Here is a 26,792-nt window from a genome sequence, read left to right as displayed (position 1 = left end):
GCAAGCGCTAAGGAGGCGTAATCACGCAACCTTCTTTCAAGCGCTCTGGTAAAACGAACTTGGTCTGCGGGCGAATAGTTTCCCAGTGTCAGTCGATCGATGCGAAAGTTGATCTTTGTAGCTGGTTGTGTTTGTGGTGTCTGTAGGGTATTCATACCCAACCTCGCGTTTCTGCCGTGCTCAGTGGTTTCTCCATCTTCTGATACTCCGTACGCGATGCGGTAAGAAGGTGCCGCATCTCTATAGGAGAGTTATCCTCAGCAGCAAGAAATGCCGCATGGATGGCGATATTACGAATGGTCCCGCCCGAGATATTTAACTGTGCAAGATGTTCAAAATTGATCTTTCCCCGCGGTGTTGTTGCCGGGAAGATTCGCTCCCAGATCTGCCGTCGTGCAATTGCATCCGGGAACGGAAACTGCACGATGAAACGGATGCGGCGCAGAAATGCAGAATCAAGCGCTTGTTGCATATTGGTAGTGAGGATTGCAATGCCGTGATAGGACTCCATCTGCTGCAGCAGATAGCTGATTTCCAGATTGGCATAGCGGTCATGGCTGTCACGGATTTCGCTTCGTTTGCCGAAGAGTGCGTCGGCTTCGTCAAAGAGAAGCACCGAACCGCTTTGCTCAGCAGCAGTGAAGATGCGGCGGAGGTTTTTTTCGGTTTCTCCAATGTATTTGCTGACAACGGCAGACAAATCTATCTGATAAAGATCAAGATCAAGCTCTGCAGCAAGGATCTCTGCCGCCATGGTTTTGCCCGTACCGCTTGCCCCTGCAAAGAGCACACTTAAGCCGAGACCGCGCGCGTGTTTTTCTGCAAATCCCCAGGCATCATGTACGACAGCGCGCTGGCGGACATGTGTAGTCAGCTGTCGGAGAGTTTCCATCTGCGATGCAGGCAGTACAAGATCGTCCCACTGCGCATGCGACGGAATGCGTTGGGCAAGCATGTCCAGCGAACGTCGACCATGCTCGCGACAGATGCGCCAGGTGATCTGAGCAGGATCAGGGTCTTCGGCAGCAAGCATCATGCTATGTGCCTGCATGGCCGCCGTGTGGATTGCCTGCTCATCGAATTGAAAATATTCTGCAAGACGGTCGAGATGGCTATTCATCTCTGAAGCCAGGGGCCCCAGATCTTCTACCCAAAGTTCCTTGCGCTTGCGCGCATCAAGGGTTGGGACATACACTCGCAGTCCTTCAAGTTGTTCCGCTGGTGATCCGTGTGGCACCTCTATGGCCACAGGAGTCCTCAACAAATCGAGAAATGCCTGCAGAGTGCGCGTATTTTCAATCGACGTAGTCCTGATGTAGAGTGCGGCGCCGATCAGTACGGCTTCGCGTGTCCACAGACGGGCGAGCTGGTCGCGTTCAAATGGCGAAGCAGGAACAGCGGCTGCGTCGAAAATATACGGACGCAGTCCAGTTACATCGCACAGTTGTTCATAAGCCAACTGGCGACTGTCGTCATTGCCACCAACCACGAGAACAGGGCGAAGTTTATCCCCCTGAAATCCGTTCCAGTGGCTGGCTGCATGACGGACAGCTTCTGCAGAGCATCGATGTGTAGACTCTTTCAGCGGAACTGGGCGAAAGAATGGCTCCAGACGCTCATCGCACGCGGGCGCGTCAAGTAGAAACTGCAGGATGCGCTCGTCAATGCGCAGGGGTGCATTTAACAAGGCATGATTCGGAGCAACCTCGATAAGCTTCCAATAGCGCAGCGGACGCACACGGCTGACGGCGCTCCAATGCGGGTCATCGAGCAGGGCCAGCGCCAATCCAAAAGTAGGCCATGTAGCGTGTGCGTCGCCGTGAATGGCAGGAAATGCTTTAGCAAACCTACTTTCGAGGCTTGCGCCTGCGCACAACAACAAAAGATCGCGCTCGAATGGAGTAAGGCCAAATGCCTGAGTCAGACGCTCCAGAGCGAGACACGTTGTGGTATTTGCGGGTGGTTTCTGAGGGTGTGTTTCGACAAACGGGTCGTCGACAAGGTTATGTGTCATTGCTCTATAGACCCGATCGAGCAATTCGGCCAGAGGAGTGAGTTGTATTTCCGGCGTAACCGTAGTCATGGCGTCACCTTGATCTGCGGTAGGAATTGGCCGAAGGTCTGACTGCCTGGTGTGTTATCGAGTGTGATCCTGCTGTCTGCTCCATCGATACTCACCCGCAGCGGATAAGTCCCGGCGGTAAATCCGGAGGGAATGGGAAATGCTAGCGTAGTTGATGTCGCAGGTCCTGTTGCTGGCCGGTCATCCAGGGGGAGTGCTGAATCTCCCAAATACAGAATTGCCTTCTGCGTACTGCCAACAGAAGGGACAATTGTTAGGGTAAGTGTTGATCCGGCAGCTATGCTTGCGGGAGGCGAGCTGATTGTGGGTATGAGGGAAAAGGCAGCCAGATTCGAGGAAAATCCTTTGTGTGGGTCCGTCTGTACGCCAAAGCTGACTCTCCGCAGAATGCGTACGGTTCGTCCGCCGGCTTGCAGCCCGGTTGGAATTTTCACACGGACCAGATTGGCCTGAATTGTATCGGCCGTAACAGGATCACCCTGGTCGAAGGCGACTAAAGTGTCGGCAACAGCATCACCCAGAAAATTGCTTCCTTGAATCGTGAGCATTTCTCCTGGTGCGATCGTGTCAGGCGTAATACTGTCGATGACGGGAGGTTGGAAAGGAAGCGCAGTGAGGGTTCGCGTCTGCACCGGCAAATTCGACTTCACTGCTTGAGTCTCCTGAATCAGAACGACTGTAACGAGGTAAGAAGCTGTTGGGCGGTAGTTGGTCTGAAAGGCCATCCAGAGGCGGCTGATGTCGTCGTTCGAGAGTGCTTCGGGTGTGATCCGCAGCGATTCAACCTGATTGGCGAGTGTGCTTGCAGAAAGCAGTTTGTTTTCTGGTGTTGCAGTTCCGAGAGCGGTGAGCGCATCTTGCACAACTTCCCTCGGCACGATGGGTATTTCATGAAAGACCTGCATGGCCCAACCCAGGAGGATTTCGGGATCAAACTGCGTGCTGCCGTATGCAGTGAGAAGATAGTGCAGATCAAGCGCAAGCGGAGGGTTGCTGACGCGGCGGCCTGCTGAATCATATGCGGGGAGATCGAAGTTGCGGTATGCCGCATTCGGGCTGGCGTAATACATAAACAGGTTCAGACGAGGGTGTTCATTCGTGCCTGTTGGAACAAGGTCCGGCGATGTGGCAGTGATGCTCATCGGAGCACCAAGAATAGACGAAGGTCCGCCGACGGCCAGCGCTGTTGTCAGCAGAGATCGCAGCACGGCGCTTACACCTCCCACAGCCAGATAGTCGCTCATGACCGCGCTCCCGGCTTCTTATTGTTCAGGAAGCTATCGAGAGATAGACCCGGGCGGAAAGACGACTTACGCGCAGCTTCAGGCGCGGGCGGGACGCGTACCTCAATGTGGCCGATCGAGATGTTGATTTCATGGACGCCAGATAAAGGAGCAGACATGTGTTGGTCATGGCTGCCGGTATCTTCTGGGCTGAGTCCCTGTCGGTGCTGAATTGAAGTGTCTTGATGTTTGGGAAGGCGTTGTTTGGCAATAAGCGCCGGCGTAGAAAGGTCCTCTTTGAGACGTCCCAGCGAAGGAGTATGTGCCGGATTCTTCGTATTGTCTTCAGTGTGGGAAGCGATCTGCTGAGCGCGAGAGGCATGAAGCTGCTCCCGTGTTCTGAGCGAAGCTGAAGGTTCGAGGTATTGTTGTGGTGTTGAGTGGGAATTTGCCGATGTTTCCGCAGCAGGAGACCGTAGGACTGCTGAATTTGCAATTTCAGCCTCTTTAAGAGAAGAAAAGGTGGTCTGTTCGGAAGACCTCTCTGCAATGCCTTGAGGTGGCCATTCTTCTCTGGTCTTTGCTTGATGAAAAATGCTTTTACCAACATGTAACTGGGGCTGATACTGATCTGTCCGCATTTCGTTCAGGACCAGCAGATCATTGCTCGCGGTCCAGGCAGGTTCATAGCGGGACACTGGAACTGGCTGAATCACTGGAGCAAGCTTGAGTGTCCTCTGGACCATGCGATGTAAAAGGTCATTCATGCGTTCAGCATCTCCATATATGCCATACGACGACGGGGGGCCATGGCTGCAATGGCGCATTCGCTCCAGCCGTACGCACTGGCCAGCACGTGAATTTCACTCAGCAGATGTGTGGCTGTACGCTGTACTTCTGCCCAGAGAAAGCGGGCAATATCAAATGCAACTACTTCATGCTTTGAGCAATTGGGGCAATCGAGTGCAAAAGACATTTCAGCAGCCGAATTCAGCAATTCAAATTCTTTGCGAGTTGCAGGGGATACGGGAGTATCGATCCTTTGCGAGACCAGACAGCGGGAGAGCAGTCGCTTTTCTGCATCTGCAACATCCGATGCAGAGAGTATTGCCAGCAGATCCTTGCTGTTCACTGGGCGTAAATGAAGGTCCTGGGTCATTTCATCTGAGCTTTGGGCGTTGCGCTCAAGAAGCGTTTCTATAGACAGCGAGAATTCAAGGGAAGTCCCGCAACTGGAACAAGAGGCGAACCCTTGAAGCCAAGGCCCAAAGGTGATGGCGCGAAGTTGCAACAGCAATATGTCGCGCTCTGCAATGGGCAGCTCCGCCAGCGAATCGCGACTGGTTTCTGGCAAGGCGAGTGCAAGCATACTCAAAGCTCGATCAATGTCGTGCTCTGCCAGGCCCTTTTCCCAGGCTGATAGCAACAGTTCGCCAGTAAGTGCAAGCATGATCCTGCCTCCATGTCAGCGATTGCCGTGTGCGGGTGTCGTCTATGCCCGCGTCGAAGTGAAGCTCGGCTCTGTTGGCTCGGTCACGGATGTATCGCGTTCCCAACCTTCGTTTTCCAGCTTGATGTGTTGGATGGCGACCGCATTTGCGTTGGCATCAAGATCGGGAAGTGCCTGATATTCCGAGACCCAGGCGCGATAGATTTTGTAGCTCATGGCGAGCTGGCCGGCTTCGTTGTAGACATCGAGGATCAAGTCTTTGCGGAAGTCTTTGAGAGAGACCTCGGAGCCAAGACCTGCACCTAGTTGCCAAACTTTCGCAGCCCATGCTTCGAATGCGGGATCATGCGTCACGCCGCGTTCCAGTGTGATGGCATCGTATTCTGTGCGTCCGGGCGACTTGCGGCTTGTACTGGGGTCACCGCCTTCCCGGTGCTTAACTACTTCAGTGGTGCGTTTGAGGGACGAAACTTTGCTGATGCCAGCGACATATTGGCCGTCCCATTTTACGCGAAACTTGAAGTTTTTATATGGATCAAAACGCTGTGCGTTGACAACAAACTCTGCCATAGCTTCCTCCTCAGTCTTAAAAAAGCTGCGCTGGTCTTACGATTGGAGTTGTCCAGCAAGCTGCTCAATCTGGATCACTACAAACTCTGCCGGTTTCAGAGGTGCAAATCCTACAAGGATATTTACGATTCCATTGTCAATGTCGGACTGCGTGGTGGTTTCACTGTCGCACTTTACAAAGTAGGCCTGGTCAGGGGTTTGTCCTTGAAAGGCTCCCTTGCGGAAATAGTCGTGCATAAATGTGCCAACGTTCAGACGGATCGCCGCCCATAGCGGTTCATCATTCGGTTCAAAGACCACCCACTTTGTGCCGCGATAGAGGCTTTCTTCCAGGAAGAGGGCCATGCGTCGCACGGGAACATATTTCCACTGGCTGGTAAGAGCGTCCGCACCTACAAGAGTGCGCGCGCCCCACAAGACAGATCCATAGATGGGAAAGGTGCGAAAGCAGTTCAGACCCAGAGGGTTCAACACGCCGTTTTCCGGATCGGTAAGTTTATAAACCATGCTTTGTACGCCGCTGAGTGTGGCCTCGGTCCCGGCGGGGGCCTTCCACACGCCTCGTGCGCTGTCAATTCTGGCGTAGACACCTGCCGCAACTCCGGAGGGAGCAAATGTCCGCAATTGGTAATTGTTGAGTGGATCAGGCAAACGCAAGCGGGGAAAAAAGGCTGCACCGTTAGCATCGGTTACAGCCAGGTGGGTCGTTTTCCAGTCTACCGCTGACTGAACTGTATTGACGTTCGGTGGTGCATCAATCAACAAAAAAGCCCGGCGCTGATCGCATAGCGCGATGGCAGCAGAATAGATGGCATTGGAATCAATATTAGGGTCGAGCGAGGAAGGGTCGCCGCTTGCAGCCCGTGTAGCATCGGGAATGCTCAGCAGGTTGAAAAGGTCCACACGGTTCAATGCGTAAAGGCCCGTGAAGCTGAGTTCGTCTCCGATAATGTCCCCGGTATGAGGAAGGTCTGAGCCATCGCTTCCGGCTGTCGAGCTGGTCTCAGATCCGAATCCGGAATTGCCCGTGCCGAGTGCATAATGTGCTGCATTGGCTGTTCCTGGAAAGCCCAGCAGACCGGCAGCGGAGCCTCCAGAGATGCTGACAACAGCATCTGGATTTTCAGGCAGCAACACATTTAGACGAAGGGCCTGCCCTGTAGTGCCGCTCCTGACCACGCTGCATGTTGCTGAAGCGCCAGGCATCTGAAGAGCAAGCGCTGCATTCAGTTTTTGTTGAATGAGCGTGGCCAGCCCGGTAATGGTCTGTGGAATCGTGCTGTTGTTTGGGATGACCGTGATGGTCAGCGGTAAAGGAGCAGCCGGAGCAGGTTTGGTTGTAGTCAGTACCAGAGCGTAATCGGTATTCGCCGTACCGTTGATCACCTTCACTGTCGCTGCTGGATCATCGGCTTTGCCATATGGAGCGCCCAGAGTGAAAGTGCCTGCTGATGCTGAAATGCCAGTCACCTGGTAAGGAGTTCCAGGATCACCGCTGAAGAGCACATATTGTCCTACGCGCAAGGACTGAAGGTTGGCAGGGGCAGAAGCAGTCGCCAGCGTCTGGTTCTGTTTCACACCTACCGTTCCCGGCAAAGGGACCTGCTGACTGGATGTGACTAGTACTGAGGGAATGGAGAGCGCCCCGCCGACGATCCCAGTCACAGCAGGCGGGGTAGTCGGTGCCGGATTGACCACGGAGACATTTACAATTTGTGAGCCATTGTCGGGATCATTGATGATTGCCGTGACAAAGTTGCTTTTGGCCGGATTAAGCGAAAGGTTTGGAAAATACTCTACCGTGTCGGTGGTCAGGTCAGTGATGGTCAAGTTGAAGGCCGTGGTGTCTGACGTTTGGTCTACCCCCTGGTAATCCACATCAAGCAGCACTTCGCCATTGGCCCATATGCCGCTGCTGAGAGCAGTAAATGTCATACCGCCAAAGGCCACATTTGCTCCGGTGGCCCCATGCTTGGGCACGCGGACAACCCAGGCTTCCGCGCCTCCATTCTGGAAGAACTGCTGCACGGCATAGCTTAATTCGCTGTCGGAAGCAAGCCCGCCGAAGAGTCTTTCAAAATCAGAGAAGCTGAAAATTTGCTCTGCGCGGTTATCCATACCGCGCGCTGTGTAGCCCACAAACGCCGTGATAGATGTGGCTACTGCACTGATCGTATGAACAGGACTTGGCAGCTCCTGTATGTAGACACCGGGGTAGGTATATGTCGTGGACATAAGCACCGGCCTTTCTCACAGTTGTTCGGTTTTGACCGTTTTGCCGCAGGGTGAGGAGGGAGTAGAAGCAACAGAGAACTGAGCCTTTGGCACCGCGCCTGACTTATAGTCCTCTCACTTGTTCGAGTCAAGATAAAAATTTGCGAATTTCGTGAAAGGACGAATTGCAATGCATTCGAAGTTGGGTTTTGACGCGGCATATGTGGTGAGGGACGTCGGCTCTTGTTGTCTGAATAGTGGGAGTCAGGACGGATCGTTACAAAAATTATGCGGAGATTTGCAAAGGAGGGCAGGTTTACTCAGATGCAATTGACCTTGGGGCTTCTAGAAAGGGAAATAAAAGATCTGTGATACTGCACCACCGTTGTATGGTGCAGTATCACAAGCTTAACGCGCGGCTGCTTCCAGTGTATTGGCAGCACGGTTGATGGCTTCCGTGAGGATGGTGAGCTGGGCAGAGGCCCGTGCGCTGTCTTTTGCGTCAATGGCCTCATTCACACCAGGAATGACAACAGCGGCATATCCGGTGTACTCGCCAGGTGCGTAAATGGTGTGTTTGAACCAAGGGCGATTGGGAAGTCCTGCTGGCGAGAGCAAGTCACTTTCCACCTGCCGAAGTTGCGCATTCAATGGTTGCGGGTCAGAAGGAATGCTTCTTTGCTTCTGGTAGACGGCCTCAGCGGCCGAGATGAATTTTTGTGCTGCGGCGAGTGCCGGAGAAAAATCAAGTCCGGAGACTTTTTCATCTTCCGCTTTTTTCCTGGCTGCGCTTAGATATTCTGTAAGTTCTTTTCCATACGTTATGTAGTCGTAGGGAAGAACATCAGCATCAGCCATGTGAAGGGCCTCAAGTCCGAAAATGCGTGCCTGCTGCTGTTCAAAGGCAAAATCAGGGTCTGCATTTTTGACAAACCAGTTGTAGTTATCAAAAACAGAATGATAGACCCCATAGGGCCCTTGAGAGCCGATATCCGTGGAAGGCACACCAAGATGCTGAATAAAAGGTGTATAGTCTGATCCGCTGCCAAGATCTCCTACCCGCACCTCTGTTTCCCGTGCTGCCGGATGGATTGGGTTTTCATTCATCAAGCGTCGACGGGACGCTTCTTCAGCTTCACTCTTCCTCCATTGGTCATAAACAGTACCACCGTGAGGGCTGGGCACTTCTTTGGCAATTTCACGGATAAACTGCTTGAGGGACGGCACTGCTGCGGCATCAAAGTTGGGGCCAGAAACACCTACATCCGTATTGAAATAAGCGACAGCGTGCTGGAGAGCGGCGGCATTTTCTTCTGCCCATTCCGTTGAACCAATCAAACCTTCTTCTTCAGCATCCCAACTGGCGAAGATCAGGGTGCGTTTTGGTTTCCAGCCCGACTTCAATAGCTGGCCGATACCGTGTACGGCCTCCAGCATGGCAGCCGTACCGCTGTTTGGGTCCACTGCGCCATAGACCCAGGCGTCGCGATGATTGCCGGCGATCACCCATTCCTCCGGCCACTCTGTCCCCTTGATCTTTCCAATGACGTCCCAGATGGTGCGATATGCAAAGTCTTGCTTAAGCACCATGTGGACCTTCACGCCGCCTGGACCGATGTGATAGGTGAAAGGAAGCGCCCCTTGCCAACCCTGAGGCACTGCTGGTCCGGAAAGTGCTTTGAGAATAGGCGCTGCATCATGATACGAGAGAGGGGTGGCGGGGATCTGCGGCATGTTTGGCGCTGTCACAGGGTTTATGCGCTGGGATTCCGGAAGATCAGGCTTTGCGGCGATGCCAGGAGTGCTGGCGTCCCCGGAGTATTTGAATAAGTACTGTACCGCGCCGCGCTGAATGCCGGTTTCAGGGCGCCAGGGGCCGTTCGGGTACGTGTCGCCGCGGTAATATCCGTCGTCAGCTGGATCTGAGTAAATGATGACTCCGGCTGCTCCGCGCTGCTGCGCAATATAGACCTTCACCCCGCGGAAGTTTTGTCCGTACCGGACGAGGACAATCTTTCCTTTTACGCTGATGCCCAGATCGTCCAGCTTTTTAAAGTCTTCGGGCCGTCCGTAATTTGCATAGACGACCTCAGCCGTGATGTCTCCTGAAGGAGAGGAGCCGTTAAATGCAGTCACAACCCGAGGGTCGTCCTGGTAGGGGTCTCCATCTACATGTTCCCGTGTAGGACCAGACATCAGAGTCTTACCGTTGGCATCCGTGGCGGTAACACTGATTTGTTTTGGCAGATTCAGCCAAACCTTATATGGAATGATTTCGGTTTGCAGACCAGCGGCCTTGAATTTGCTGGCGACGTAGAGGGCAGTATCATGGTCCTCTTTGGATGCGGCAATGTGGGGTGCAGCAGTCAGTACTTTCAACTCTTCTCCCGCCAGCTTGGCACTGGGCACCGCCAGAAATTCTTCATCAATTCTGGCCTGGGCCGAGAAATCCCGATAACCAAAAAGCGAAGATGGGGGAGCTATGGACTGGGCGAAGGCAGAGGCCATAAACAGGGACACTGGAAAGCAGACAGCAAAGGCGCGTAAGTTCAAATTTCTGCTCCTTAACAGCCAGTTTTGAAATGACGGTGAAAGTGACAGCTTACACTATTCAAAGACCCGATGGGATGCAAGAAATGGCTTGTGTAATCCGGCACATCAAAGCTGTTTCTACGTGCCCCGGTTTCTATGAAACACAGGGCAGCGTTTCGGAGCCGGCAACAACAGCAGCATGACTTCTCACCAGAATAAAGGGAAAGAAAGGAGCGGCTTTTGTCCTCCAAACAAGGCGCTCCAATAACGCTGGACCCAGAGCTTAAAGCTGACCTGGTCATGGATTTGCCGGTCGCGGGCCGGCAGTGGCCTGCCATTTTGCGCGCCCTTCGCAATGATGACTATCGCCTCTTCTGGAGCGGCTGCCTGCTGTCCAACGTCGGTACCTGGATGCAGAATGTGGCCCAGGGCTGGCTGGTGCTGGAGCTTTCCAATTCTTCATTCTGGCTAGGAATGGTGGGCTTCGCTGCATCGTTTCCCTTTTTGCTATTTACACTTTTTGGCGGGGTCATAGCAGACCGGGTCAGCAAACGGAAGCTGCTGATGGGGACGCAGGCGGCGCAGATGTTCTTTGCCTTTGTGCTGGCTTTGCTGACGTACTTGAAGATCATTACCATTCGCCAGCTTGTGATCATTGCGTTCTGTAATGGAATCGCAAATGCACTTAATGCCCCTACTTATCAGGCGCTGGTGCCGCGCCTGGTGCCACCAGAAGACCTGTCCAACGCGATTGCCTTAAATTCGGCGCAGTTCAATCTGTCGCGGATTCTGGGACCTACACTGGGTGGCTATGCCATGGCCTGGATTGGTATGGCGGGAAATTTTTTCCTGAATGCAATCAGCTTTCTTGCCGTGCTGTGGCCGTTGCATAAGATGAGTTATCCGGAAGAGAAAGGGCAGCGGCATGAGGGCGTCTTCAGAAGCCTGCGTGATGGCATTGCCTATGTTAGAAATTTTCCGGAAATGACAGCAGTCGTACTGCTGATTATGAGCGCAAGTCTTTTGTTACTGCCTTTCATTACTTTTATTCCATATTTTGCCAGAGATGTTCTGCATGCTGGAGAACGTGGTTTGGGCCTTCTGATGGCCTGTTCTGGGGTCGGGGCCCTGACCGGAGCAGGCATCATCGCTTACTTTGGGTGTATTCGTTGGCGGGGCAAGATCATTGTTTTTGCCGGACTGTTTGTCATGGCCGCGGTTTTGGTTCTGTGTTGCTCAAAGACGTTTGCACTCTCCGCCGCCATGTGTTTTTGTGAGGGACTGGGCATGATCATTAGCCTTTCCACTGTCAACGTCACCATGCAGCAGCTTTCCACCGATGCCATGCGCGGACGTGTAATGAGCATCTATGCAACCAGCTTTCTCGGACTTCCTCCCATAGGCTGTTTTCTCGTCGGGGTGATGTCTCGCCACATGTTGACAGAGCGGGCCATTGCGCTGATGACCCTTCTGGGGATGGTCTCTTACACCGGCTTTTATCTAGGCTCCAAAGCACTCAGGGACCTCGATTAGGGCTAGACGGCTGCATCGAGCGGAAGGGAATTCAGGCACAAACCTCAGTAAACCGGTCGCTATGAAAAGGCGAGAGATCCAGGCTTGGCTTCTCTCCCAGGACAAGTTCGCACATCAGCTGAGCCGTTGCCGGTGCCAGCAGGATTCCATTGCGAAAGTGGCCGCTGGCAATCCAGCAATTTTTACCGCCCCAGGTATCCAATACCGGGAGTCCGTCCGGAGAACCTGGCCGAAGCCCGGCCCATGTCTCGACAATCCGGGCGTTGCGGACTGGAGGCCACAAATGAGCAGCTTTTTGTAAAAGCGCCTGAATCGTGTCTTGGTGTATGGTTTTGTCGTAGCCCACACTTTCTACACTTGCGCCAATGACGACCCGACCGTCTCCGCGAGGCACAAGATAGAGTTCTGCTGTGCGGATGACAAAATCCAGATGCAGATCAGGGGGCAATTGAACAACAACCATCTGCCCTTTGCGCGGCGCAATGACCGAGTAACCTGCTATGGCTCCGGCCCAGGCGCCGCAGCAGTTCAGGAAAGCATGGCAGAAATAGCGGTTGTCTGGTGTCGCCACCTCGATGCCGTGGGAAGAAGCTTGTACACCACTAACCGGCGTACTTTCTATCAGTTTTACTCCCGCCGCGAGGGCCGCCAGGGGTAAAGCCGCGCATAGATCGCGCGGATCCAGGCTGGATTCTTCAAGCCAGCAGAACTGCCTTCCGACATCGTTCAAATCGGGAACAACTCTGGCGATTTCCTCAGGAGGAATACCACCTGTATGGCTTTGCTGGAGGGTAGCACTGGTCCGTAACGGGACCGTTTTCCCGGAAAGCTGTTCGATCCGGGCCAGAAAGCGCGGATAAAGCCGAATACTTAGTTCGGAAAGAGGTCTCAATTGGGGCGGATTTTCCGGGTCGTGAGCTGCCAGCATGCCGGCAGCGGCCCAGGATGCTTCCTGCATGGCAGCCTTCCGCTCCAGTACGGTAACTTTGGCGCCGCGTGTAGCCAACTCCAGCGCAGTGGAAAGGCCAATAATTCCTGCCCCTGCAATGATGACATCCACTCCGTCCATACCACTATTTTATGACCAGACTGAGGCCAAAAACTGTTTACTCCCGTCTATAGAGTCGCGTAGTCTCTGCATACAGGCCCCCTTTGGAAAGGAAAGAACGATGGATGAAGGTTCTGAAGTTCATGGAGAGCAGCGCAGCTTCTCCGGTATTTTTTTCGGATTGCTGGTATTGGCAGGATTGGCCGCTGCAGGAGGGCTCATCTGGAGCTACTCGTTGAACAACCGGCTGGCCCGGGCAGAGACGGAGCTTCTCCAGGCGCAGCAGGAAAGAAATCAGTTGGCTTCAGAATTGCGGGAGACCAATGCGAAGCTGAAGATTACCTCAGATTCCGTAGGGCTGACGCAGCGGCAACTCGAAGCCCGGGCCCAGGAATTGATGCGGCGTCAAGACCAGGATGCCAAGCGGCTGGAAAGTGAGCAGGCTGCTACGAAACAGCAGATTGGGGCCGTATCGAGCGACGTGTCTCATGTGAAGACTGATGTGGGCAGCGTAAAAACTGACGTTGCGCAAACCAAGACCGAGTTACAGAATACTGAGGCCCAGTTGCAGAGCATGAAGGGAGACCTCGGAATCCAAAGCGGACTGATTGCAAAAAACCATGATGAGCTGGAGATTCTGAAGCATAAAGGTGATCGCAACTACTATGAATTCACTCTGCATAAAGGCCAGCGCCAGGCTGTCTCTACTGTTGCACTTGAGTTGCGAAAGGCCGATCCTAAGCACAGCCGCTACACGTTAAATGTTTATGCAGATGACAAGAAGATCGAGAAAAAGGACCGCGGCCTGAACGAACCAGTACAGTTTTACACTGGCAAGGACAATTATCTGTACGAGTTGGTGGTGAACAATATCAGTAAGAATGAGGTGCAGGGGTATATCTCTACCCCGAAGAGCGCTCCAGTGCCGGTGAATCCGGGACATTGAAAATTTACTGGCAATTGGAAGACATGGGGTTAGCTATCTTTTTCCGGGAGGCCAGGGAAGCAAAAGGTCTTTCTGGTATTGAAAAGAAACCACGGCATGGAAGCTGTGGCGGTCGTCCCACTGCTCTTTGGTCACCGGGTAGTGGAAAATCACCAGTCCTTCGCAGGCCTGACCAGGCTGAAGCGTGAGGTCTGAAGGCAATGGTTCCCCCCGGAAAGGCGTGAGTTGCGAATAAGCCACGAAGGCACTCTGGAAGTCGGTTTTGCTTGCGGCTGTGCTCTGCAGCAGGTCCCCGTTGCCGAGCTCAAGGCTGGCCGAGATTTCTCTGACAAAAAGAGGAAGCTTTGCTTGGTTTTGTATCCTGATTTGCGCAAGCACCAGAAGCTGATCGTAGGTATCCATGCCCCCCTGAAGCCCCTGCGCGCCCTCTCCGATGCGCAGTTGACTGTGAATCGGGACGACGTCCAGTTTCACGATTTCTCCGGCAGCGGCGGGAGGTTTTTCGCCAATAAAAACATAGCCGGCGATGATCGCCATTACGATGATGGCCGCGGCCAGAACAATAAGCAGAGCACGCTTGGTTGCATCCATTTTTTAGCCCGTGTGTCGCATTCTATCGCAGCGAGCACGAATCATACATTCGTTTTGCCCAAGCATTTTTGAGTGGCCCAGACGAGCAAAACAGTCTGCATGCGCATCAGGACTTCTTTCTGAGGTAGATTCAAAACGGATGGACCAGGAATTCGACGCATTAAGAAAGCAGATCCAGGAACTCACGGCCCGCGTTTCGCGGCTGGAGGAGTTGCAAAAATCTGCTGCCACAGACCCTGGAGCGCCATCCGATATCTTCGAACCAAAGGCGCGCATGGCCACGTCTGGGGATGCCGCAGTAGAAGCAAAAAAACGCACCTCCAGCGCAGGCGCATCCCTTGAAAGCCGGATTGGCGCGCAGGTTTTTAATCGCATCGGAATCTTCGCGGTGCTGATAGGCATGGCGTGGTTTCTTAAGTTTGCGATGGACAATCACTGGATTAGACCCGGAATCCGCATTGTCATTGGTCTGATGGCCGGGACCGGAATCATTCTCTGGTCAGAACGTTTTCGCCGCAAAGGCTATTCAGCATTTGCATACTCACTTAAGGCCATCGGCAGCGGAATCCTCTACCTGGCCTTATGGGCGGCATGTACGATTTATCAGCTTCTTCCTGTGGAAGTCGCCTTCACAGGAATGTTGCTGGTGACTGTTTGTAATGGATTCATGTCCTGGTTCCAGAACGCGGAATTGCTGGCTCTCTATGCTATGGTGGGCGGACTGGCCACACCGCTGCTGCTTGCAAACAACGAAGACCACGAGCTGGTGTTATTCGGATATCTTTTGCTTCTGGACCTTACTGCGCTGGGGCTGATTTTCGTGCGCCCCTGGACGCGGCTTATATTGTTGGCGTTTGCTGGCACTGGTTTTTACGGAATTGTCTGGTATCTCCGATTTTATGAAGACCCGAAGTTTGGAATTACGGTCTTATTTTCGGCGGTCTTTTTTGTTTTATTCGCGGTGGCCCCCGCTCTGATGTCCAAAGAGGGAGCAGCAGGTATAAATTCCCGGCTCTTTCAAGGCCAATTTCTTCTGCTACTACTTCCGCTGGTCAATGCAGCACTGGGCTCCTTCGAGTTCTACGTGCTGCTCGATCATTCCGGCCGAAATTGGGTTCGGCCATGGGCAGCAGTCTTTCTGGCGCTCTTCTACTTTGTCTTGGCGAAGGTCCCGATAAGGCAGAAGATAGAACAAGGTTCAGTCCTTCTGGATTCCGTCCATCAGGCGATCGCTGTTGTCTTCCTCACGATCGCGATTCCGCTGAAAGCGTGCGGACGCTGGATTCCGCTTGGATGGCTGGCGGAGGGTGCAGCACTTCTATGGGTGGCACATCGCCAAGCAATCTTGCTGCTTCGCTATCTTTCAGTAGGGATACTCACAATAGGTCTCTTCGCTTTGGTTCTGCTGAACCCGTCGACCGGGTCCACCTTGATTCTGAATGCGCAATTTGCCACTTATCTTGCCGGAATTGCCGCTTTTGGCATGGTTGCGAGAATTGCAACGGTCGAGACGAAGCGAGGACAAGACAAATCCTGGGCCAAAATTGCGGCAGGCTCAATTATCGCTGTCAATATGCTTGTCATGATTGCTGTCTGCCTGCAAATCCACTTTTACTGGCAGGGGCGGGGCCAGGATGCATGGGACAGCTTTGGCCTGCACAGAATGTATGCCCAGTTCACCTATTCGGCCTGGACCATGTTTTTTGGAGCTGTCCTGCTCGCTCTTGGGTTTTGGAGACAATCCGCGCTTCTGCGCTGGCAGGCCCTGGTCTTTATCGCGGGAAGTATTGGCAAAGTCTTTCTTGTGGACACAAGCCAACTAAGCCAGGGATATCGTGTCCTCAGTTTTCTGGGACTGGGAGCATTCCTGCTTGCCGTCAGCTTTGTTTATCAGCGCAACTGGCTGAATCTGCGTCGACAGGGCCCGACAGGGAAGTGATGTGGTCTGGAGTGGTGCTGTCTTGGTCTCTGCCCTAAACTGGAAGCGGGACGGTGCCGTCCAATAAGCATCATGGGAAACAAAATACAGCTATGTGCTTTTTTCCTGCTGTTTACTACAGTAGCGGCTTTCAGCCAGAAGAATACACCTCCTCCTGACGCGGCCAAAGCGACCTGTGTTTATCCTGCAAAGCTTTATGTAGAGGCTGATGAGTCTGCTGCTCGTGTTGCTACCATACAGCCTGGGCGCGAGATGGTCGTTGCCGAACGCAGCGGAAAATGGCTTCGCGTTTTTGCCAATACGGATGTTTCCATCGTTCATGAGCAGGACGTGCCGGTGTTCGGGAACGAGGGCAATACACCACCTGTTTCCGGCTGGCTGATTGACAAGGGTATTGTGACGGCCCAGACTCCTCACGGGGACGAAATACTTTTTGGCGCCGCCGCAACGATGGAATTGCAGGCCAGTGAGCCCCATCCCCCGCCGGGAGCAGCCTTAAGTGCACGAGGACTTTACCGCATGGTGGCAGAGCTGTTTCCCCAGTCCCCGCGTACCCCTGAGGCAATGTGGAGGGCTGCGGACATCCGTTGGCAATTGCAGAAAGCGGATGCCTTTTCTTTGCCATCAGCACATGAAAAGGAGGCATATCTTCGCGAGCAGATTGATGAAAGCGAGATGAAAAAGATCATCAAACTTTATCCGCGCTCGCGCTGGGCCGCTCTGGCAGCCTATGACATGATTGACAACAAGATCTGCGGAGACTGGCAGGGATCCGCAAAATGCCCCGAAAAGGAGGCAGAATTGTTTGTCAAATACGCCGACGAATATCCTGATTCGCCCCGCGCCGCTCAGGCTTTGTATCAGGCAGCATGGCGAGAGGCTTCGGCAGGAGACATGTATCAGGCTGATCAGGACGACAAAAAAGCTGAAGAGGCAAGAGCAAAAGCCAGAGATCTTTCTGCCCGGTTGCAAAGTAAATACGCGCAGAGCGATTACGCGGCACGCGCCGCTGGCCTGGTATTTATGATGGAACAAAAGATCCCCATCTACGGGTCCCAGGAACAATAAACTGCTGTTTTCTGCAGCTGATTCATGTTGAATTAAGTAAAACAGAGGGAAGATTCGGGTGGCCGCAGAGGCGCATACCGCATTGCCCGCTGCAATATGGGCTTGTATGTTTCGAGTTCTGGAGGATGTTTGAACGATTATCTGGTATCAGTTCTGCTCGGCATCGTGGAAGGTTTGACGGAGTTCCTTCCTGTCAGCTCAACTGCGCACTTGCGCATCACAGAAGCACTCTTACATATAAGTCTGGGCGATCCTTACTGGAAGATGTACACCATCGTGATCCAGCTCGGAGCGATCCTGGCATTGCTGCTGGTTTTTGCAGGACGCATTATTGAGTTTTTACGTACATTTCCGGAAGGCGAAGAAAGGGACCGCACTGCGTGGAACCATCCGCTGACGCTGACCTTGGTTGCATTTGTTTGCACAGCCATTCCGGCATTTCTTCTTACCAAAGTCATCGGCAAACATCTGGAAAGCCTCAAGGTCATGGCCTGGTCACTGCTGGTTGGCGGGGTTGTGATGTGGGCGGTTGACGAATGGAGTACCCGAAGCGAGCCGGTGACCCGGCATGTTGAGCAGATGTCGCTGCTTCAGGCCATCTGGATTGGGCTTTGCCAGGTGCTTTCGGCGGTCTTTCCCGGAACATCTCGCTCGATGTCCACCATTGCCGCCGGACAGATTGTTCGCATGGATCGACCATCGGCACTCGAATTTAGTTTTCTGGTTTCGATCCCTACGATGATTGCGGCGACAGGCTATGACCTGCTGAAAACACTTCATCCTAAGCATGCTGAGGGTGCGGATGCGATAGCTCCGTTGGTCATGACTGGGCATGGCTGGATCGTGCTTGGTATTGGGTTCGTTGTTTCCTTTTTTGTTGCGCTCGGCGTGGTGGAGTGGTTCTTGCAGTGGGTACGCAAGCATGGGTTTGTGCCTTTTGCTATCTACCGGATTCTCCTGGGCATTCTGCTGCTTTTCTTTGGGGCCAGGTTGGCCTGAACTGGAAGCAAGGATCCCGGGCTGGTTCCGAAACGGGGCGCTTTCTTGCATGGCAAACGGGGGCATCCTGCTCAACTGGGTTCCCCCTTCAACTTTTCACAGCAAGCAGGCTTCTCTGTCTGGGATAATGTAACTGCTCTGGGGTTAGAACCGACAGATACCAGTGTCTCCAATGAAGCCCCTGAAACTCGTTTTGACACCGACGCGCAACCGCCGCCTGAACGAAATGATCGGGTTGATGGTGCTTGTGGCCTCGGGCCTCCTTCTTCTGGCACTCATTTCCTACCATCCGACGGACCCTTCCTGGAACACGATGGTTGGCAGTCCTGCCGCCCGTCCGCAAAACTGGACGGGTCTGGTGGGCTCTTACATCAGTGATCTTTTGCTGCAAATGGAAGGCGCTGCCGCCTTCTGTGTGCCTTTGCTGATGGTAGCCATCGGCTGGACCTGGATACGCTCTCTGCCCCTTGGTCCTTGGTGGGTCAAGTTTGTGGGTGCAGTCCTCATTTTGCTGTTTCTTCCCGCGCTTTTTGGACTGGTGCCAGGCCATCCCAGGTTTTTGCATGGGCTGCCTTTGGAGGGCCTGACTGGGCTTCTGGTTGCCGATACGTTGGTTCATTATCTGAATTACCCCGGGGCGTGCATCTTCACCATCGCCATGGTGGCCATGGCGATTTACCTGTCCACGGCCTTCAGCCTTAGCTCCGCGCGCGAATGGGTTTCCGTACGGCTCGCATTTTTCATGGCATGGCGTGACCGCGTTGCGAACTGGCGGCAAGCGCGCCTCCGGCTCCGCCAGCAAAGAAAGGCCACAGAGGAATCCAGACGTCGGGAGAAAGAGGCTGCGAAAGGCATGAAAGCTATCCAGAAGGATAGGCCCGCTGTCTCCGTCGAAGAAACAGGCCCCGAGCGTCGCACGGCGGGCTTTGCTGAGATGGCCGACGAACCTGCACCTTTGCAAAAAAGCGTCTGGGAGCAAATGCCTCGCGCGACAGTGCCCGATGCGAATCCAGAACCGGAAATTGCCGTCAAAGAACGGGCTGATGCAGATGTCCATAAGGTAACAGTCACTCCTAAATCGCACAATGGATATCGCCTGCCCCCAAGTACATTGCTGCACCGGAGTGAGGAAACACAGGTTGTTCGCGAAGACGAACTGCGCGAAGAAGCCCGTGTGCTGGTGGAAAAATGCGCCGAATTCGAGGTCCACGGGCAGATAACGCAGATCAACCCCGGTCCCGTGGTGACTACTTTTGAGTTCAAGCCGGAAGCGGGCGTAAAGTACAGCAGAGTCACGGGTCTTGCAGACGACCTCTGTCTTGCCATGCGTGCTGAAAGCATTCTGATTGAGCGCATGGCAGGGAAGAGCACAGTAGGTATTCAGGTGCCGAACCGCGAGCGGGAAACCATCTGGCTGCGGGATGTCATTGAGGCCGAAAACTTTGCTCTTTCCAAAAGCAAGCTCACACTGGCTATGGGGAAGGACATCAACGGTCGCATTGTTGTTGCCGACCTTGCCACCATGCCGCATGTCCTGATTGCAGGGTCCACTGGAAGCGGCAAATCCGTGGCCATCAATGCCATGATTATGTCCGTGCTTTATAAAGCCACACCGGAACAGGTGCGCATGATTCTGGTGGACCCCAAACGGGTAGAGCTCGGGATGTATGAGGGGATTCCCCACCTCTTTACGCCGATCATTACTGAGCCCAAACTTGCGGCCAATGCCCTGCGCAACGCTGTCCGCGAGATGGAACGGCGGCTCAAGCTGCTCGCTTCACGCAGCGTACGCAATATTGACCAGTACAACAGGCTGTTTGAAAATGGGACCCCGAGTCTCTTTGACAACGAGACCGAAGAGAAGCCACTGCCTTACATTGTCATCATCATTGATGAGCTGGCAGATTTAATGATGCTCGACAAGGCCAATGTAGAAGAATCCATTACTCGTCTGGCCCAGATGGCCCGCGCGGTTGGAATCCATCTGGTACTGGCGACACAACGGCCTTCCGTTGACGTGATCACTGGTCTCATTAAAGCCAATGTCCCCACACGCATGTCCTTCCGTCTGGCGACCAAGGTGGATTCCCGCACAATTCTGGATTCCAATGGCGCTGAATCCCTGCTGGGACGGGGAGATATGCTCTTTCTACCGCCAGGGACTTCTCGTTTACAGCGGGTCCATGCGCCCTTTGTCACGGAAAAGGAGATCTCTGCCGTTACCGAGTTCTGGAAGAAGCAGGGCGAAGCTGAGTATGTGCAGGGCTTTTTGGAATCACCCAAGGATGAGAAGGGCCGCGATCCTGACCTGCAGGACGATGGCACAGATGCAAATGACGAGCTTTACGAGGATGCTGTCCGGCTGGTACTGGAGTTTGGTAAGGCCTCGACCTCTCTGCTCCAGCGTCGCCTTCGTATCGGGTACGGCCGGGCAGCGCACCTGATTGACATGATGGAGCGGGACGGAATTGTCGGTCCGGCAGAGGGGTCTAAACCCCGCGAAATCCTCAAGCCGCCGGATTGGCTAAGTGAAGTAGAACAGGCCATGCGCGACTAAAAATCTTCCGTTCACGCTCTGTTTTTTGCCACTAAAATGCAAAATCTCCCATTGAGAGACAGGAAAGCATCCATTCCTGTTTATGCCGTCTATAATGAAATGTGAAAGATTTGTATCTTTCCACTTTCACATTGAAGGGAACTTCGCCCAATGGCGACAGGAGATGTTGCGCTAGGCCAACAGGCCGCCAGCGCACTCACGCGTGACGCTTCCAAGCGTATCGTCAATGATTTCAGCATCCAGGTAGCAACGGTCAACGGTTCTGGTTCGCAGTCGGCAAACAGTGTTCTGCTCAGAAGCATCTTTGCTATGGGCATTCCTGTAAGCGGCAAGAACCTTTTCCCGTCGAACATTGCCGGACTGCCTACCTGGTACACCATTCGCGCCAGCAGATATGGTTACATCGCCCGCAAAAAAGAAATTGACATCCTGGTTGCGATGAATCCGGAGACAGCCAAGGAAGATGTTCTTTCTTTGCCGGCCGGAGCAGTAGCGATTTACGAAGAGGCGCTGGACCTCAAACAATACCGCGAAGACGTCGTCTGTTACCCCGTTCCCTTTGACAAACTCACAGCCGCTGTATGTCCTGAAGCACGCCTGCGCAAGCTGGTCAAGAACATGATTTATGTTGGCGTAGTGGCGCAATTGCTTTCTCTCGATATGCAAGCGGTTGAAACCGCCCTCCGCCGCCAATTTGCCAAAAAGCAGAAGGCCGCCGATCTGAACCTGGCGGCTGTTCGCGCCGGTTTTGACTACGCCGCGCAGTCCATTACCAAGCAGGACCCGTTTGTTTTCGAGCGCATGCATGAGACAGACGGTAAGATCATCATTGATGGCAATGCTGCCGCGGCTTTGGGCGCAATGTTCGCCGGGGTGACTGTTGTCACCTGGTACCCAATTACACCTTCTTCTTCTGTGGTCGAGCAGTTAATTGACTACCTGAAGAAATATCGTGTTGAGCCCGATGGTAAGGCTTCATTCGCTGTTGTCCAGGCAGAAGATGAACTGGCCGCAGTTGGTATGGTACTGGGCGCGGGATGGGCTGGCGCACGTTCGATGACGGCGACTTCCGGCCCTGGCATTTCCTTGATGGCAGAATTTGCCGGGCTCGGTTACTTCGCTGAGCTGCCTGGAGTCATCTTTGACATTCAGCGTGTCGGGCCTTCGACGGGGTTGCCTACGCGCACAGCACAGGGAGATATCCTTTCGATTGCCTATCTCTCGCATGGGGATACCAAGCACTTGATGCTGATTCCCGGCAGCGTAAAAGAGTGCTTTGACTTCTCCATTGCCGCCTTCGATCTGGCCGAACAATTCCAGACACCAGTCTTCGTCGTCAGTGATCTTGACCTCGGTATGAACAACTGGATGTCAGATCCGTTTGAGTATCCGGAAAAGCCCATGAACCGTGGGAAGGTGCTCACAGCGGAGGACCTGAAGCGTCTGGGCGAATTTGCCCGCTATAAGGACGTGGATGGAGACGGCATTCCATACCGTACCCTTCCTGGCACAGACCATCCCAAAGCCGCTTACTTTACTCGCGGCAGCGGACATAACGAAAAGGCCCTTTACACCGAGCGTCCGGACGACTATCAGAACCTGATGGAGCGCCTGAACCGTAAGTTTGAGACAGCACGGGCCCACGTCCCTCCTCCTGTAATTGTGCAAACAGGGAAGTCGAAGGTTGGCATCATTGCATATGGCACCTCGGATTTCGCTGTTCTGGAAAGCCGTGACCAGCTCCGCACTGAATATGGTGTAGAGACGGATTATCTTCGCATTCGCGCCTTTCCTTTCACCAGAGAAATCCACGAGTTTGTTGCCTCCCACGACCGTGTGTACATCGTGGAACAGAACCGCGACGCTCAGATGCTGGGCCTTCTCAAGCTCGATCTGCCTGCGGAAGATGCGGTCAAACTGCGTTCAATCCGGCATTTTAATGGTCTGCCGATTGATGCGCGTTCCATCACCGATGAATTCGTGCTGCAGGAGGGAATCTAAAACCATGGCAACAACAGCAACACCAGCCCCCGCACCAAAAGTGAACCGCCTCGGGTTGCCCATCCTTGAATATCGCGGCGGCAAGACCACGCTCTGCGCCGGATGCGGACATAACGCTATCTCTGAACGCATCGTTGACGCGATGTATGAAATGGGCGTCCAGCCTGAGCGTGTGATGAAGCTTTCTGGCATTGGCTGCTCCTCTAAAAGCCCGGCTTATTTTCTTTCCCGTGCGCACAGCTTCAACAGCGTGCACGGACGGATGCCTTCAGTGGCCACGGGTGCACTGTTGGCAAACAAGACGATGCTGGCACTTGGTGTTTCCGGCGATGGCGATACCGCCTCCATCGGCATGGGACAGTTCGTGCATCTGCTACGTCGCAACTTGCCGCTCATTTACATCATTGAGAATAACGGCGTATATGGTCTGACAAAAGGCCAGTTCTCAGCGACTGCAGATATTGGCTCAAAGCTGAAGACGGGAGTCATCAACGACCTTCCTGCCATTGACACCTGCGCCCTTGCTATCCAGCTCGGTGCGACCTTTGTGGGACGGTCGTTTTCTGGGGACAAAAAGCAGCTCCTGGCAATGCTAAAGGCGGCCATCGCGCATAAAGGCACGGTGATGCTCGATGTCATCTCGCCCTGCGTGACCTTCAACGATCACGAAGGATCAACCAAGAGCTACAAGTACATGCAGGAGCATGAGGAGGCCATCAGCGAAGTAGGCTTTGTCCCGCACTTTGAGGACATCAGCATTGATTACGATGCAGGCTCGACCTACGACGTGACGATGCACGATGGCTCGCATCTGCGGCTGCGCAAGCTGCACGAGGACTACAATCCGACCGACCGCGTTGCTGCCGTAAAAGCGCTCATGGAAGCCAGTGCTCGGGGCGAGGTCCTGACCGGTGTCTTTTACATTGACACTCAGAAACCAAGCTTCACCGATTTGCTGAATCTGGTAGATGAGCCGCTGGGCACGCTTCCGCAGGAGCGCGTGCGTCCCTCGAAGCAGGTGCTCGATGAGATCATGGCAAAGCTGAAGTAATTCCCAAGATGTGAAAGAGGCAAGGCCGCAAGGTGCATACTCTGCGGCCTTGTCGTCAGGTTGACCATATTCCTGGGAGCCTTTACTATAAGGAAGGCCAGCCTGAAATTTTCTGTACTGCCCCCTCGTTCAATGGTAGGACAGCTGACTCTGGATCAGCATATCGGGGTTCGAATCCCTGGGGGGCAGCCAATCACGGACTTCCCCGTACCTCTCCGAACTTACTTGCAACTCAAAATTACCAATACAATCAATAATTTACATTGATTATTTGTTCGCAAACGTGCGCCAAGGTGGGTTTGCAGCCACAAAAAAAGTGGGGTACGGATTGGGTACAATCCCCTTAAAAGTGGGGTAGGACGTGAATACCCCACTTGTGAGGTGCGTCCGTAATGCAAGGCCGGAATCGAAACCTTTCAAGATATATGACCGCGACGGTCTCTTCTTGCTGGTTAATCCCGGCGGATCGAAGCGGTGAGGCTGGCACTATCGGTTCGATGGGAAAGAAAAGCTGATGGCGCTGGGCGAATACCCCATCGTGAGTTTAGGTCAGGCGCGTGAGCGACAGTTCGCCGAGCGCAAGAAGCTGGAGGCCGGAATTGATCCGATGGCGGAGCGCCGAGCCGAGCCGAGGCGGAATCTCGGCAGCGAGCAGCAGAGGCGGTGCAGCGCCAAGCCGAAAGCAGCTTTGAGAAGATCGCCCGGAAGTGGTGGGAATGGTGGGCCGTCGGCAAATCACCACGCCATACGGATTATGTTCTGCGGCGCCTGGAAGCCGACATATTTCCGGCTTTTGGACACAAGTTCATTGACTACGTGAACGCCGCTGATATCCGCACGCTGATGATCGCCATCGAGGCCCGGGGTGCGAGAGATGTTGCGAAGCGAGCGCACGAGACAGCGGGCCAGATCTTCCGGTATGCGATTGCCCATGGCCTTGCCAGTCGTAATCCCGCTACCGATTTCAAGCCGAGCGACATTCTTGCCGAGCGCAATTCAAAGAACGTTGCCCGTGTGGATGCCAGGGAGTTGCCGACTTTGCTGAGTCGGATGCAAGGCTATGAAGGCGACGCACTCACTCGTCTCGCTATGCGGCTGCTGGCATACACGTTTGTTCGCACTTCTGAATTGATTGAGGCCGAATGGCAGGAGTTCGATCTTGAACACGCTCGGTGGGACATTCCCGCCGGACGGATGAAGATGGATACGCCTCACATCGTGCCCTTATCGCGGCAGGCAGTGGAAGTGCTCCGGGCACTGAAACTGCTTACGGGAACCGGAAGGCTCGTCTTCCCTGGAGCCGTCGTGCACAGGTGTGGGGAATGGGCCGACCACTGTTGAAGAGCGGATACTCTTCCCGGGACTCTATTGATCATGTTGGCGAAGGGACTAAGAATTTGTTTTACGCCAATGAACCTATACTCTATCAATTCCACGGAATCGGAGGTTGTCTTCGCGTGGCTGCTCGGAAAGAAGCCGTGGATCGTGCCCATTCCCGGAACAACAAGGCGGGATCGCCTGGACGAGAACCTTGGTGCTGCTGAGGTTCAACTCAGCGAATCCGATGTCGCAACCCTCGAAGAGGCGTTATCAAAGGTCAGGATCGAGGGTGCACGCTATCCGGAGTTCCATCAGAAGCTGGTTGGCCGTTAGGACTCATTCCAGTTCGAAGTTAGGAGATTCTGCGGATGAAACGTCTCTCGTTGAAAATCATCACCCTGCTTTTGGCGTGCATCCTAGCAACGTTGTTTTACGTCCAGCGACCTGCTCAGCCAAAGGTCGTTGGAACTTGGCGCCTTGTACGCATTGAGTCGCCAGGACCGGACGGCAAGCCTTCTGAAGCGCCGGATCCCACTGGAATCCTGATCTACACAAAGGACGGTCACGCCGCTGTCCAGCTCATGTACCCGCAGACATCTCTCCAGAATGAGTTCGTCCACGACGGCTACGAAGCGACGTTTGGTACCTATGATCTTAACGAGGGGAAACACCAACTGATTTATCACATTGAAGGATCGGCGACCCGGGAGAAGCTCGTCGGCACAAGCGAGACGCTGCGTTACGATTTTCCGGACAGACGGCACATGATTATCCGGCCCACCCAACCCAGTCAGCATTGGTCGGTCATTTGGGAACGCTACTGAGTTGTGCCTGCCCGGCTGCTTTTCATCTGGCAATTCGTTGCGGACAACGAAACCTCAAACACCAACTGCAATCTAGACGAAGCCCAGGCGCAGATCACCACATGTTCAGCCCAGATTGGTATCTCCGGAAACGCCACGCGATGCAGTGATGGAAGCACAGCTGATTTTTTGGACCTGGAATCGACCTTCAGCCCGAGTCATGGGCAGTTCTACGCTAACGCCGTCACAATCAAGCAGAATTTCTCACCCTTTTTCAGCGGCACCATCCTTGGACACGCTGTGATGCCGTTTTTGCGCCGCAAACCGATACGCATACCGTATAAGGTTTGAACGTCCTGTAACGTGAAAAGGCCGAAATTTCTGTAAAATGAGGAGTCCGATGGACCAGAAACCGCAAACTTACGCCAACCACGTTCGCATACAGCCGGCGTTTCATTATTTCCTTGTGCCGGTACTGATTCTTAACCTGATCTATTCGCTTGTTCTACTCATCAGGCATCCGAATCCTAATGCTGTGTGGATGCTCATCATGGCCGTGGCCCTGCTGATCATGGCTTTCCTTGTCCGGATCAACCCGCTGAAGGTGCAGGACCGCCTGATCCGCCTGGAAGAGCGTCTGCGGCTTTCTGCACTTCTGTCAGAGCCTCTACGCTCGCGGATTCCTGAGTTAAGAGAAAGTCAACTCGTGGCCCTGCGCTTCGCCTCCGATGAAGAAGTTCCCGCTCTGGTAGAAGAGACCCTCAAAAATCATCTGGAAGCAAAAGAGATCAAACAAAGAATTAAGCACTGGCGCCCGGACCATTGGCGCGTCTGATCTGTGTAAGCGCCTGACTTTCCTACCCG

At 53.8% G+C, this 26,792-nt stretch carries 22 protein-coding genes, 1 tRNA gene and 1 pseudogene; 15 read left to right on the top strand and 9 right to left on the bottom strand.

All coding sequences use genetic code 11. The features are described from left to right. Positions 1 to 151 precede the first annotated feature (151 nt). From N655_RS16595 to N655_RS0100775, 7 genes are all read right to left on the bottom strand, one after another. Positions 152 to 2,083 (bottom strand): ATP-binding protein, encoded by a 1,932-nt coding sequence (locus tag N655_RS16595; RefSeq protein WP_081823495.1) that lies wholly within the window; start codon positions 2,081 to 2,083, stop codon positions 152 to 154. Then, positions 2,080 to 3,327 (bottom strand): Pvc16 family protein, encoded by a 1,248-nt coding sequence (locus tag N655_RS19585; RefSeq protein ID WP_049961166.1) that lies wholly within the window; start codon positions 3,325 to 3,327, stop codon positions 2,080 to 2,082. Before N655_RS19585 ends, N655_RS16595 begins: the two co-directional genes overlap by 4 nt. After that, positions 3,324 to 4,073 carry a hypothetical protein gene (locus tag N655_RS0100795; RefSeq protein ID WP_026441463.1) on the bottom strand — a complete coding sequence of 250 codons (750 nt, stop codon included), beginning with the start codon at positions 4,071 to 4,073 and terminating at the stop codon, positions 3,324 to 3,326. Before N655_RS0100795 ends, N655_RS19585 begins: the two co-directional genes overlap by 4 nt. Then, the gene (locus tag N655_RS0100790) at positions 4,070 to 4,756 is read right to left on the bottom strand and encodes a T4 family baseplate hub assembly chaperone (RefSeq protein ID WP_026441462.1); all 687 of its coding nucleotides are present in this window, start codon (positions 4,754 to 4,756) and stop codon (positions 4,070 to 4,072) included. Before N655_RS0100790 ends, N655_RS0100795 begins: the two co-directional genes overlap by 4 nt. Before the next feature lie 42 nt (positions 4,757 to 4,798). Further along, a complete protein-coding gene (locus N655_RS0100785) occupies positions 4,799 to 5,326 on the bottom strand; it encodes a phage tail protein (RefSeq protein ID WP_026441461.1) in 528 nt (175 codons plus the stop codon). Positions 5,327 to 5,362: 36 nt separating this feature from the next. Beyond that, positions 5,363 to 7,561, bottom strand: a complete 2,199-nt coding sequence (locus N655_RS19580) for a phage tail sheath family protein (RefSeq protein ID WP_049961165.1) — start codon at positions 7,559 to 7,561, stop codon at positions 5,363 to 5,365. A 387-nt stretch (positions 7,562 to 7,948) separates the two neighbouring features. Continuing rightward, on the bottom strand, positions 7,949 to 10,093 hold the full coding sequence (locus N655_RS0100775; protein ID WP_026441460.1) for a M28 family metallopeptidase: 2,145 nt from the start codon (positions 10,091 to 10,093) through the stop codon (positions 7,949 to 7,951). A 219-nt stretch (positions 10,094 to 10,312) separates the two neighbouring features. Here N655_RS0100775 and N655_RS16575 point away from each other — a divergent pair, with 219 nt between their 5' ends. Further along, on the top strand, positions 10,313 to 11,605 hold the full coding sequence (locus tag N655_RS16575; RefSeq protein WP_049961164.1) for an MFS transporter: 1,293 nt from the start codon (positions 10,313 to 10,315) through the stop codon (positions 11,603 to 11,605). Between the two features lie 31 nt (positions 11,606 to 11,636). Here N655_RS16575 and N655_RS0100765 read toward each other — a convergent pair whose 3' ends face one another. Further along, positions 11,637 to 12,674 (bottom strand): NAD(P)/FAD-dependent oxidoreductase, encoded by a 1,038-nt coding sequence (locus N655_RS0100765; RefSeq protein ID WP_026441459.1) that lies wholly within the window; start codon positions 12,672 to 12,674, stop codon positions 11,637 to 11,639. 100 nt (positions 12,675 to 12,774) lie between these two features. Here N655_RS0100765 and N655_RS16570 point away from each other — a divergent pair, with 100 nt between their 5' ends. Beyond that, complete coding sequence (locus N655_RS16570; protein WP_044933746.1) at positions 12,775 to 13,599, top strand: hypothetical protein; 825 nt, start codon at positions 12,775 to 12,777, stop codon at positions 13,597 to 13,599. Between the two features lie 33 nt (positions 13,600 to 13,632). On the opposite strand, the gene N655_RS0100755 is transcribed toward N655_RS16570, so the two are convergent. Beyond that, positions 13,633 to 14,190 (bottom strand): hypothetical protein, encoded by a 558-nt coding sequence (locus tag N655_RS0100755; protein WP_026441458.1) that lies wholly within the window; start codon positions 14,188 to 14,190, stop codon positions 13,633 to 13,635. 139 nt (positions 14,191 to 14,329) lie between these two features. Here N655_RS0100755 and N655_RS0100750 point away from each other — a divergent pair, with 139 nt between their 5' ends. From N655_RS0100750 to N655_RS0100695, 13 genes and pseudogenes are all read left to right on the top strand, one after another. Further along, entirely contained in the window at positions 14,330 to 16,129 is a 1,800-nt protein-coding gene (locus tag N655_RS0100750) for a DUF2339 domain-containing protein (RefSeq protein WP_026441457.1), read from the top strand. Between the two features lie 72 nt (positions 16,130 to 16,201). After that, entirely contained in the window at positions 16,202 to 17,197 is a 996-nt protein-coding gene (locus tag N655_RS0100745; protein ID WP_049961163.1) for a tetratricopeptide repeat protein, read from the top strand. 129 nt (positions 17,198 to 17,326) lie between these two features. Beyond that, positions 17,327 to 18,196 (top strand): undecaprenyl-diphosphate phosphatase, encoded by an 870-nt coding sequence (locus N655_RS0100740; protein WP_026441455.1) that lies wholly within the window; start codon positions 17,327 to 17,329, stop codon positions 18,194 to 18,196. A gap of 172 nt (positions 18,197 to 18,368) precedes the next feature. Further along, positions 18,369 to 20,753, top strand: a complete 2,385-nt coding sequence (locus N655_RS0100735; protein WP_026441454.1) for a DNA translocase FtsK — start codon at positions 18,369 to 18,371, stop codon at positions 20,751 to 20,753. A gap of 150 nt (positions 20,754 to 20,903) precedes the next feature. Beyond that, the gene (locus N655_RS0100730) at positions 20,904 to 22,754 is read left to right on the top strand and encodes a 2-oxoacid:acceptor oxidoreductase subunit alpha (RefSeq protein WP_026441453.1); all 1,851 of its coding nucleotides are present in this window, start codon (positions 20,904 to 20,906) and stop codon (positions 22,752 to 22,754) included. Between the two features lie 4 nt (positions 22,755 to 22,758). Continuing rightward, positions 22,759 to 23,805 carry a 2-oxoacid:ferredoxin oxidoreductase subunit beta gene (locus N655_RS0100725; RefSeq protein WP_026441452.1) on the top strand — a complete coding sequence of 349 codons (1,047 nt, stop codon included), beginning with the start codon at positions 22,759 to 22,761 and terminating at the stop codon, positions 23,803 to 23,805. A 118-nt stretch (positions 23,806 to 23,923) separates the two neighbouring features. Further along, a tRNA-Gln gene (locus N655_RS0100720) sits at positions 23,924 to 23,997 on the top strand. A 304-nt stretch (positions 23,998 to 24,301) separates the two neighbouring features. After that, positions 24,302 to 24,421: pseudogene (locus tag N655_RS21130) on the top strand (Arm DNA-binding domain-containing protein); the annotation flags it as partial. A 47-nt stretch (positions 24,422 to 24,468) separates the two neighbouring features. Next, on the top strand, positions 24,469 to 25,146 hold the full coding sequence (locus N655_RS16565) for a tyrosine-type recombinase/integrase (RefSeq protein ID WP_049961162.1): 678 nt from the start codon (positions 24,469 to 24,471) through the stop codon (positions 25,144 to 25,146). A gap of 69 nt (positions 25,147 to 25,215) precedes the next feature. Further along, positions 25,216 to 25,458 carry an aldo/keto reductase gene (locus N655_RS0100710; RefSeq protein WP_162173462.1) on the top strand — a complete coding sequence of 81 codons (243 nt, stop codon included), beginning with the start codon at positions 25,216 to 25,218 and terminating at the stop codon, positions 25,456 to 25,458. 35 nt (positions 25,459 to 25,493) lie between these two features. Then, complete coding sequence (locus tag N655_RS0100705) at positions 25,494 to 25,949, top strand: lipocalin-like domain-containing protein (RefSeq protein WP_081823492.1); 456 nt, start codon at positions 25,494 to 25,496, stop codon at positions 25,947 to 25,949. 3 nt (positions 25,950 to 25,952) lie between these two features. After that, positions 25,953 to 26,279, top strand: coding sequence for a hypothetical protein (locus N655_RS0100700; RefSeq protein ID WP_026441449.1), 327 nt, complete (start codon positions 25,953 to 25,955; stop codon positions 26,277 to 26,279). A 49-nt stretch (positions 26,280 to 26,328) separates the two neighbouring features. Beyond that, positions 26,329 to 26,763 (top strand): DUF6526 family protein, encoded by a 435-nt coding sequence (locus tag N655_RS0100695; RefSeq protein WP_044933743.1) that lies wholly within the window; start codon positions 26,329 to 26,331, stop codon positions 26,761 to 26,763. The last annotated feature ends 29 nt before the right edge of the window (positions 26,764 to 26,792 follow it).

The sequence above is a fragment of the Pseudacidobacterium ailaaui genome, assembly GCF_000688455.1.
In the GTDB taxonomy this organism is placed as follows: Bacteria; Acidobacteriota; Terriglobia; order Terriglobales; family Acidobacteriaceae; genus Pseudacidobacterium; species Pseudacidobacterium ailaaui.
The sequence above is the reverse complement of the archived record's forward strand: the minus strand, read 5'-3'. Positions and strand labels throughout refer to the sequence as shown.

Excerpts from the sequence above, each read along its gene's own strand:
- N655_RS0100695 (WP_044933743.1), top strand. The coding sequence starts at position 26,329 with ATGGACCAGAAACCGCAAACTTACGCCAACCACGTTCGCATACAGCCG.
- N655_RS0100710 (WP_162173462.1), top strand. The coding sequence starts at position 25,216 with ATGAACCTATACTCTATCAATTCCACGGAATCGGAGGTTGTCTTCGCG.
- N655_RS0100755 (WP_026441458.1), bottom strand. The coding sequence starts at position 14,190 with ATGGATGCAACCAAGCGTGCTCTGCTTATTGTTCTGGCCGCGGCCATC.
- N655_RS0100705 (WP_081823492.1), top strand. The coding sequence starts at position 25,494 with ATGAAACGTCTCTCGTTGAAAATCATCACCCTGCTTTTGGCGTGCATC.
- N655_RS0100725 (WP_026441452.1), top strand. The coding sequence starts at position 22,759 with ATGGCAACAACAGCAACACCAGCCCCCGCACCAAAAGTGAACCGCCTC.
- N655_RS0100785 (WP_026441461.1), bottom strand. The coding sequence starts at position 5,326 with ATGGCAGAGTTTGTTGTCAACGCACAGCGTTTTGATCCATATAAAAAC.
- N655_RS16595 (WP_081823495.1), bottom strand. The coding sequence starts at position 2,083 with ATGACTACGGTTACGCCGGAAATACAACTCACTCCTCTGGCCGAATTG.
- N655_RS0100750 (WP_026441457.1), top strand. The coding sequence starts at position 14,330 with ATGGACCAGGAATTCGACGCATTAAGAAAGCAGATCCAGGAACTCACG.
- N655_RS0100765 (WP_026441459.1), bottom strand. The coding sequence starts at position 12,674 with ATGGACGGAGTGGATGTCATCATTGCAGGGGCAGGAATTATTGGCCTT.
- N655_RS0100735 (WP_026441454.1), top strand. The coding sequence starts at position 18,369 with ATGAAGCCCCTGAAACTCGTTTTGACACCGACGCGCAACCGCCGCCTG.
- N655_RS16570 (WP_044933746.1), top strand. The coding sequence starts at position 12,775 with ATGGATGAAGGTTCTGAAGTTCATGGAGAGCAGCGCAGCTTCTCCGGT.
- N655_RS0100730 (WP_026441453.1), top strand. The coding sequence starts at position 20,904 with ATGGCGACAGGAGATGTTGCGCTAGGCCAACAGGCCGCCAGCGCACTC.
- N655_RS19585 (WP_049961166.1), bottom strand. The coding sequence starts at position 3,327 with ATGAGCGACTATCTGGCTGTGGGAGGTGTAAGCGCCGTGCTGCGATCT.
- N655_RS19580 (WP_049961165.1), bottom strand. The coding sequence starts at position 7,561 with ATGTCCACGACATATACCTACCCCGGTGTCTACATACAGGAGCTGCCA.
- N655_RS0100795 (WP_026441463.1), bottom strand. The coding sequence starts at position 4,073 with ATGAATGACCTTTTACATCGCATGGTCCAGAGGACACTCAAGCTTGCT.
- N655_RS0100790 (WP_026441462.1), bottom strand. The coding sequence starts at position 4,756 with ATGCTTGCACTTACTGGCGAACTGTTGCTATCAGCCTGGGAAAAGGGC.
- N655_RS0100745 (WP_049961163.1), top strand. The coding sequence starts at position 16,202 with ATGGGAAACAAAATACAGCTATGTGCTTTTTTCCTGCTGTTTACTACA.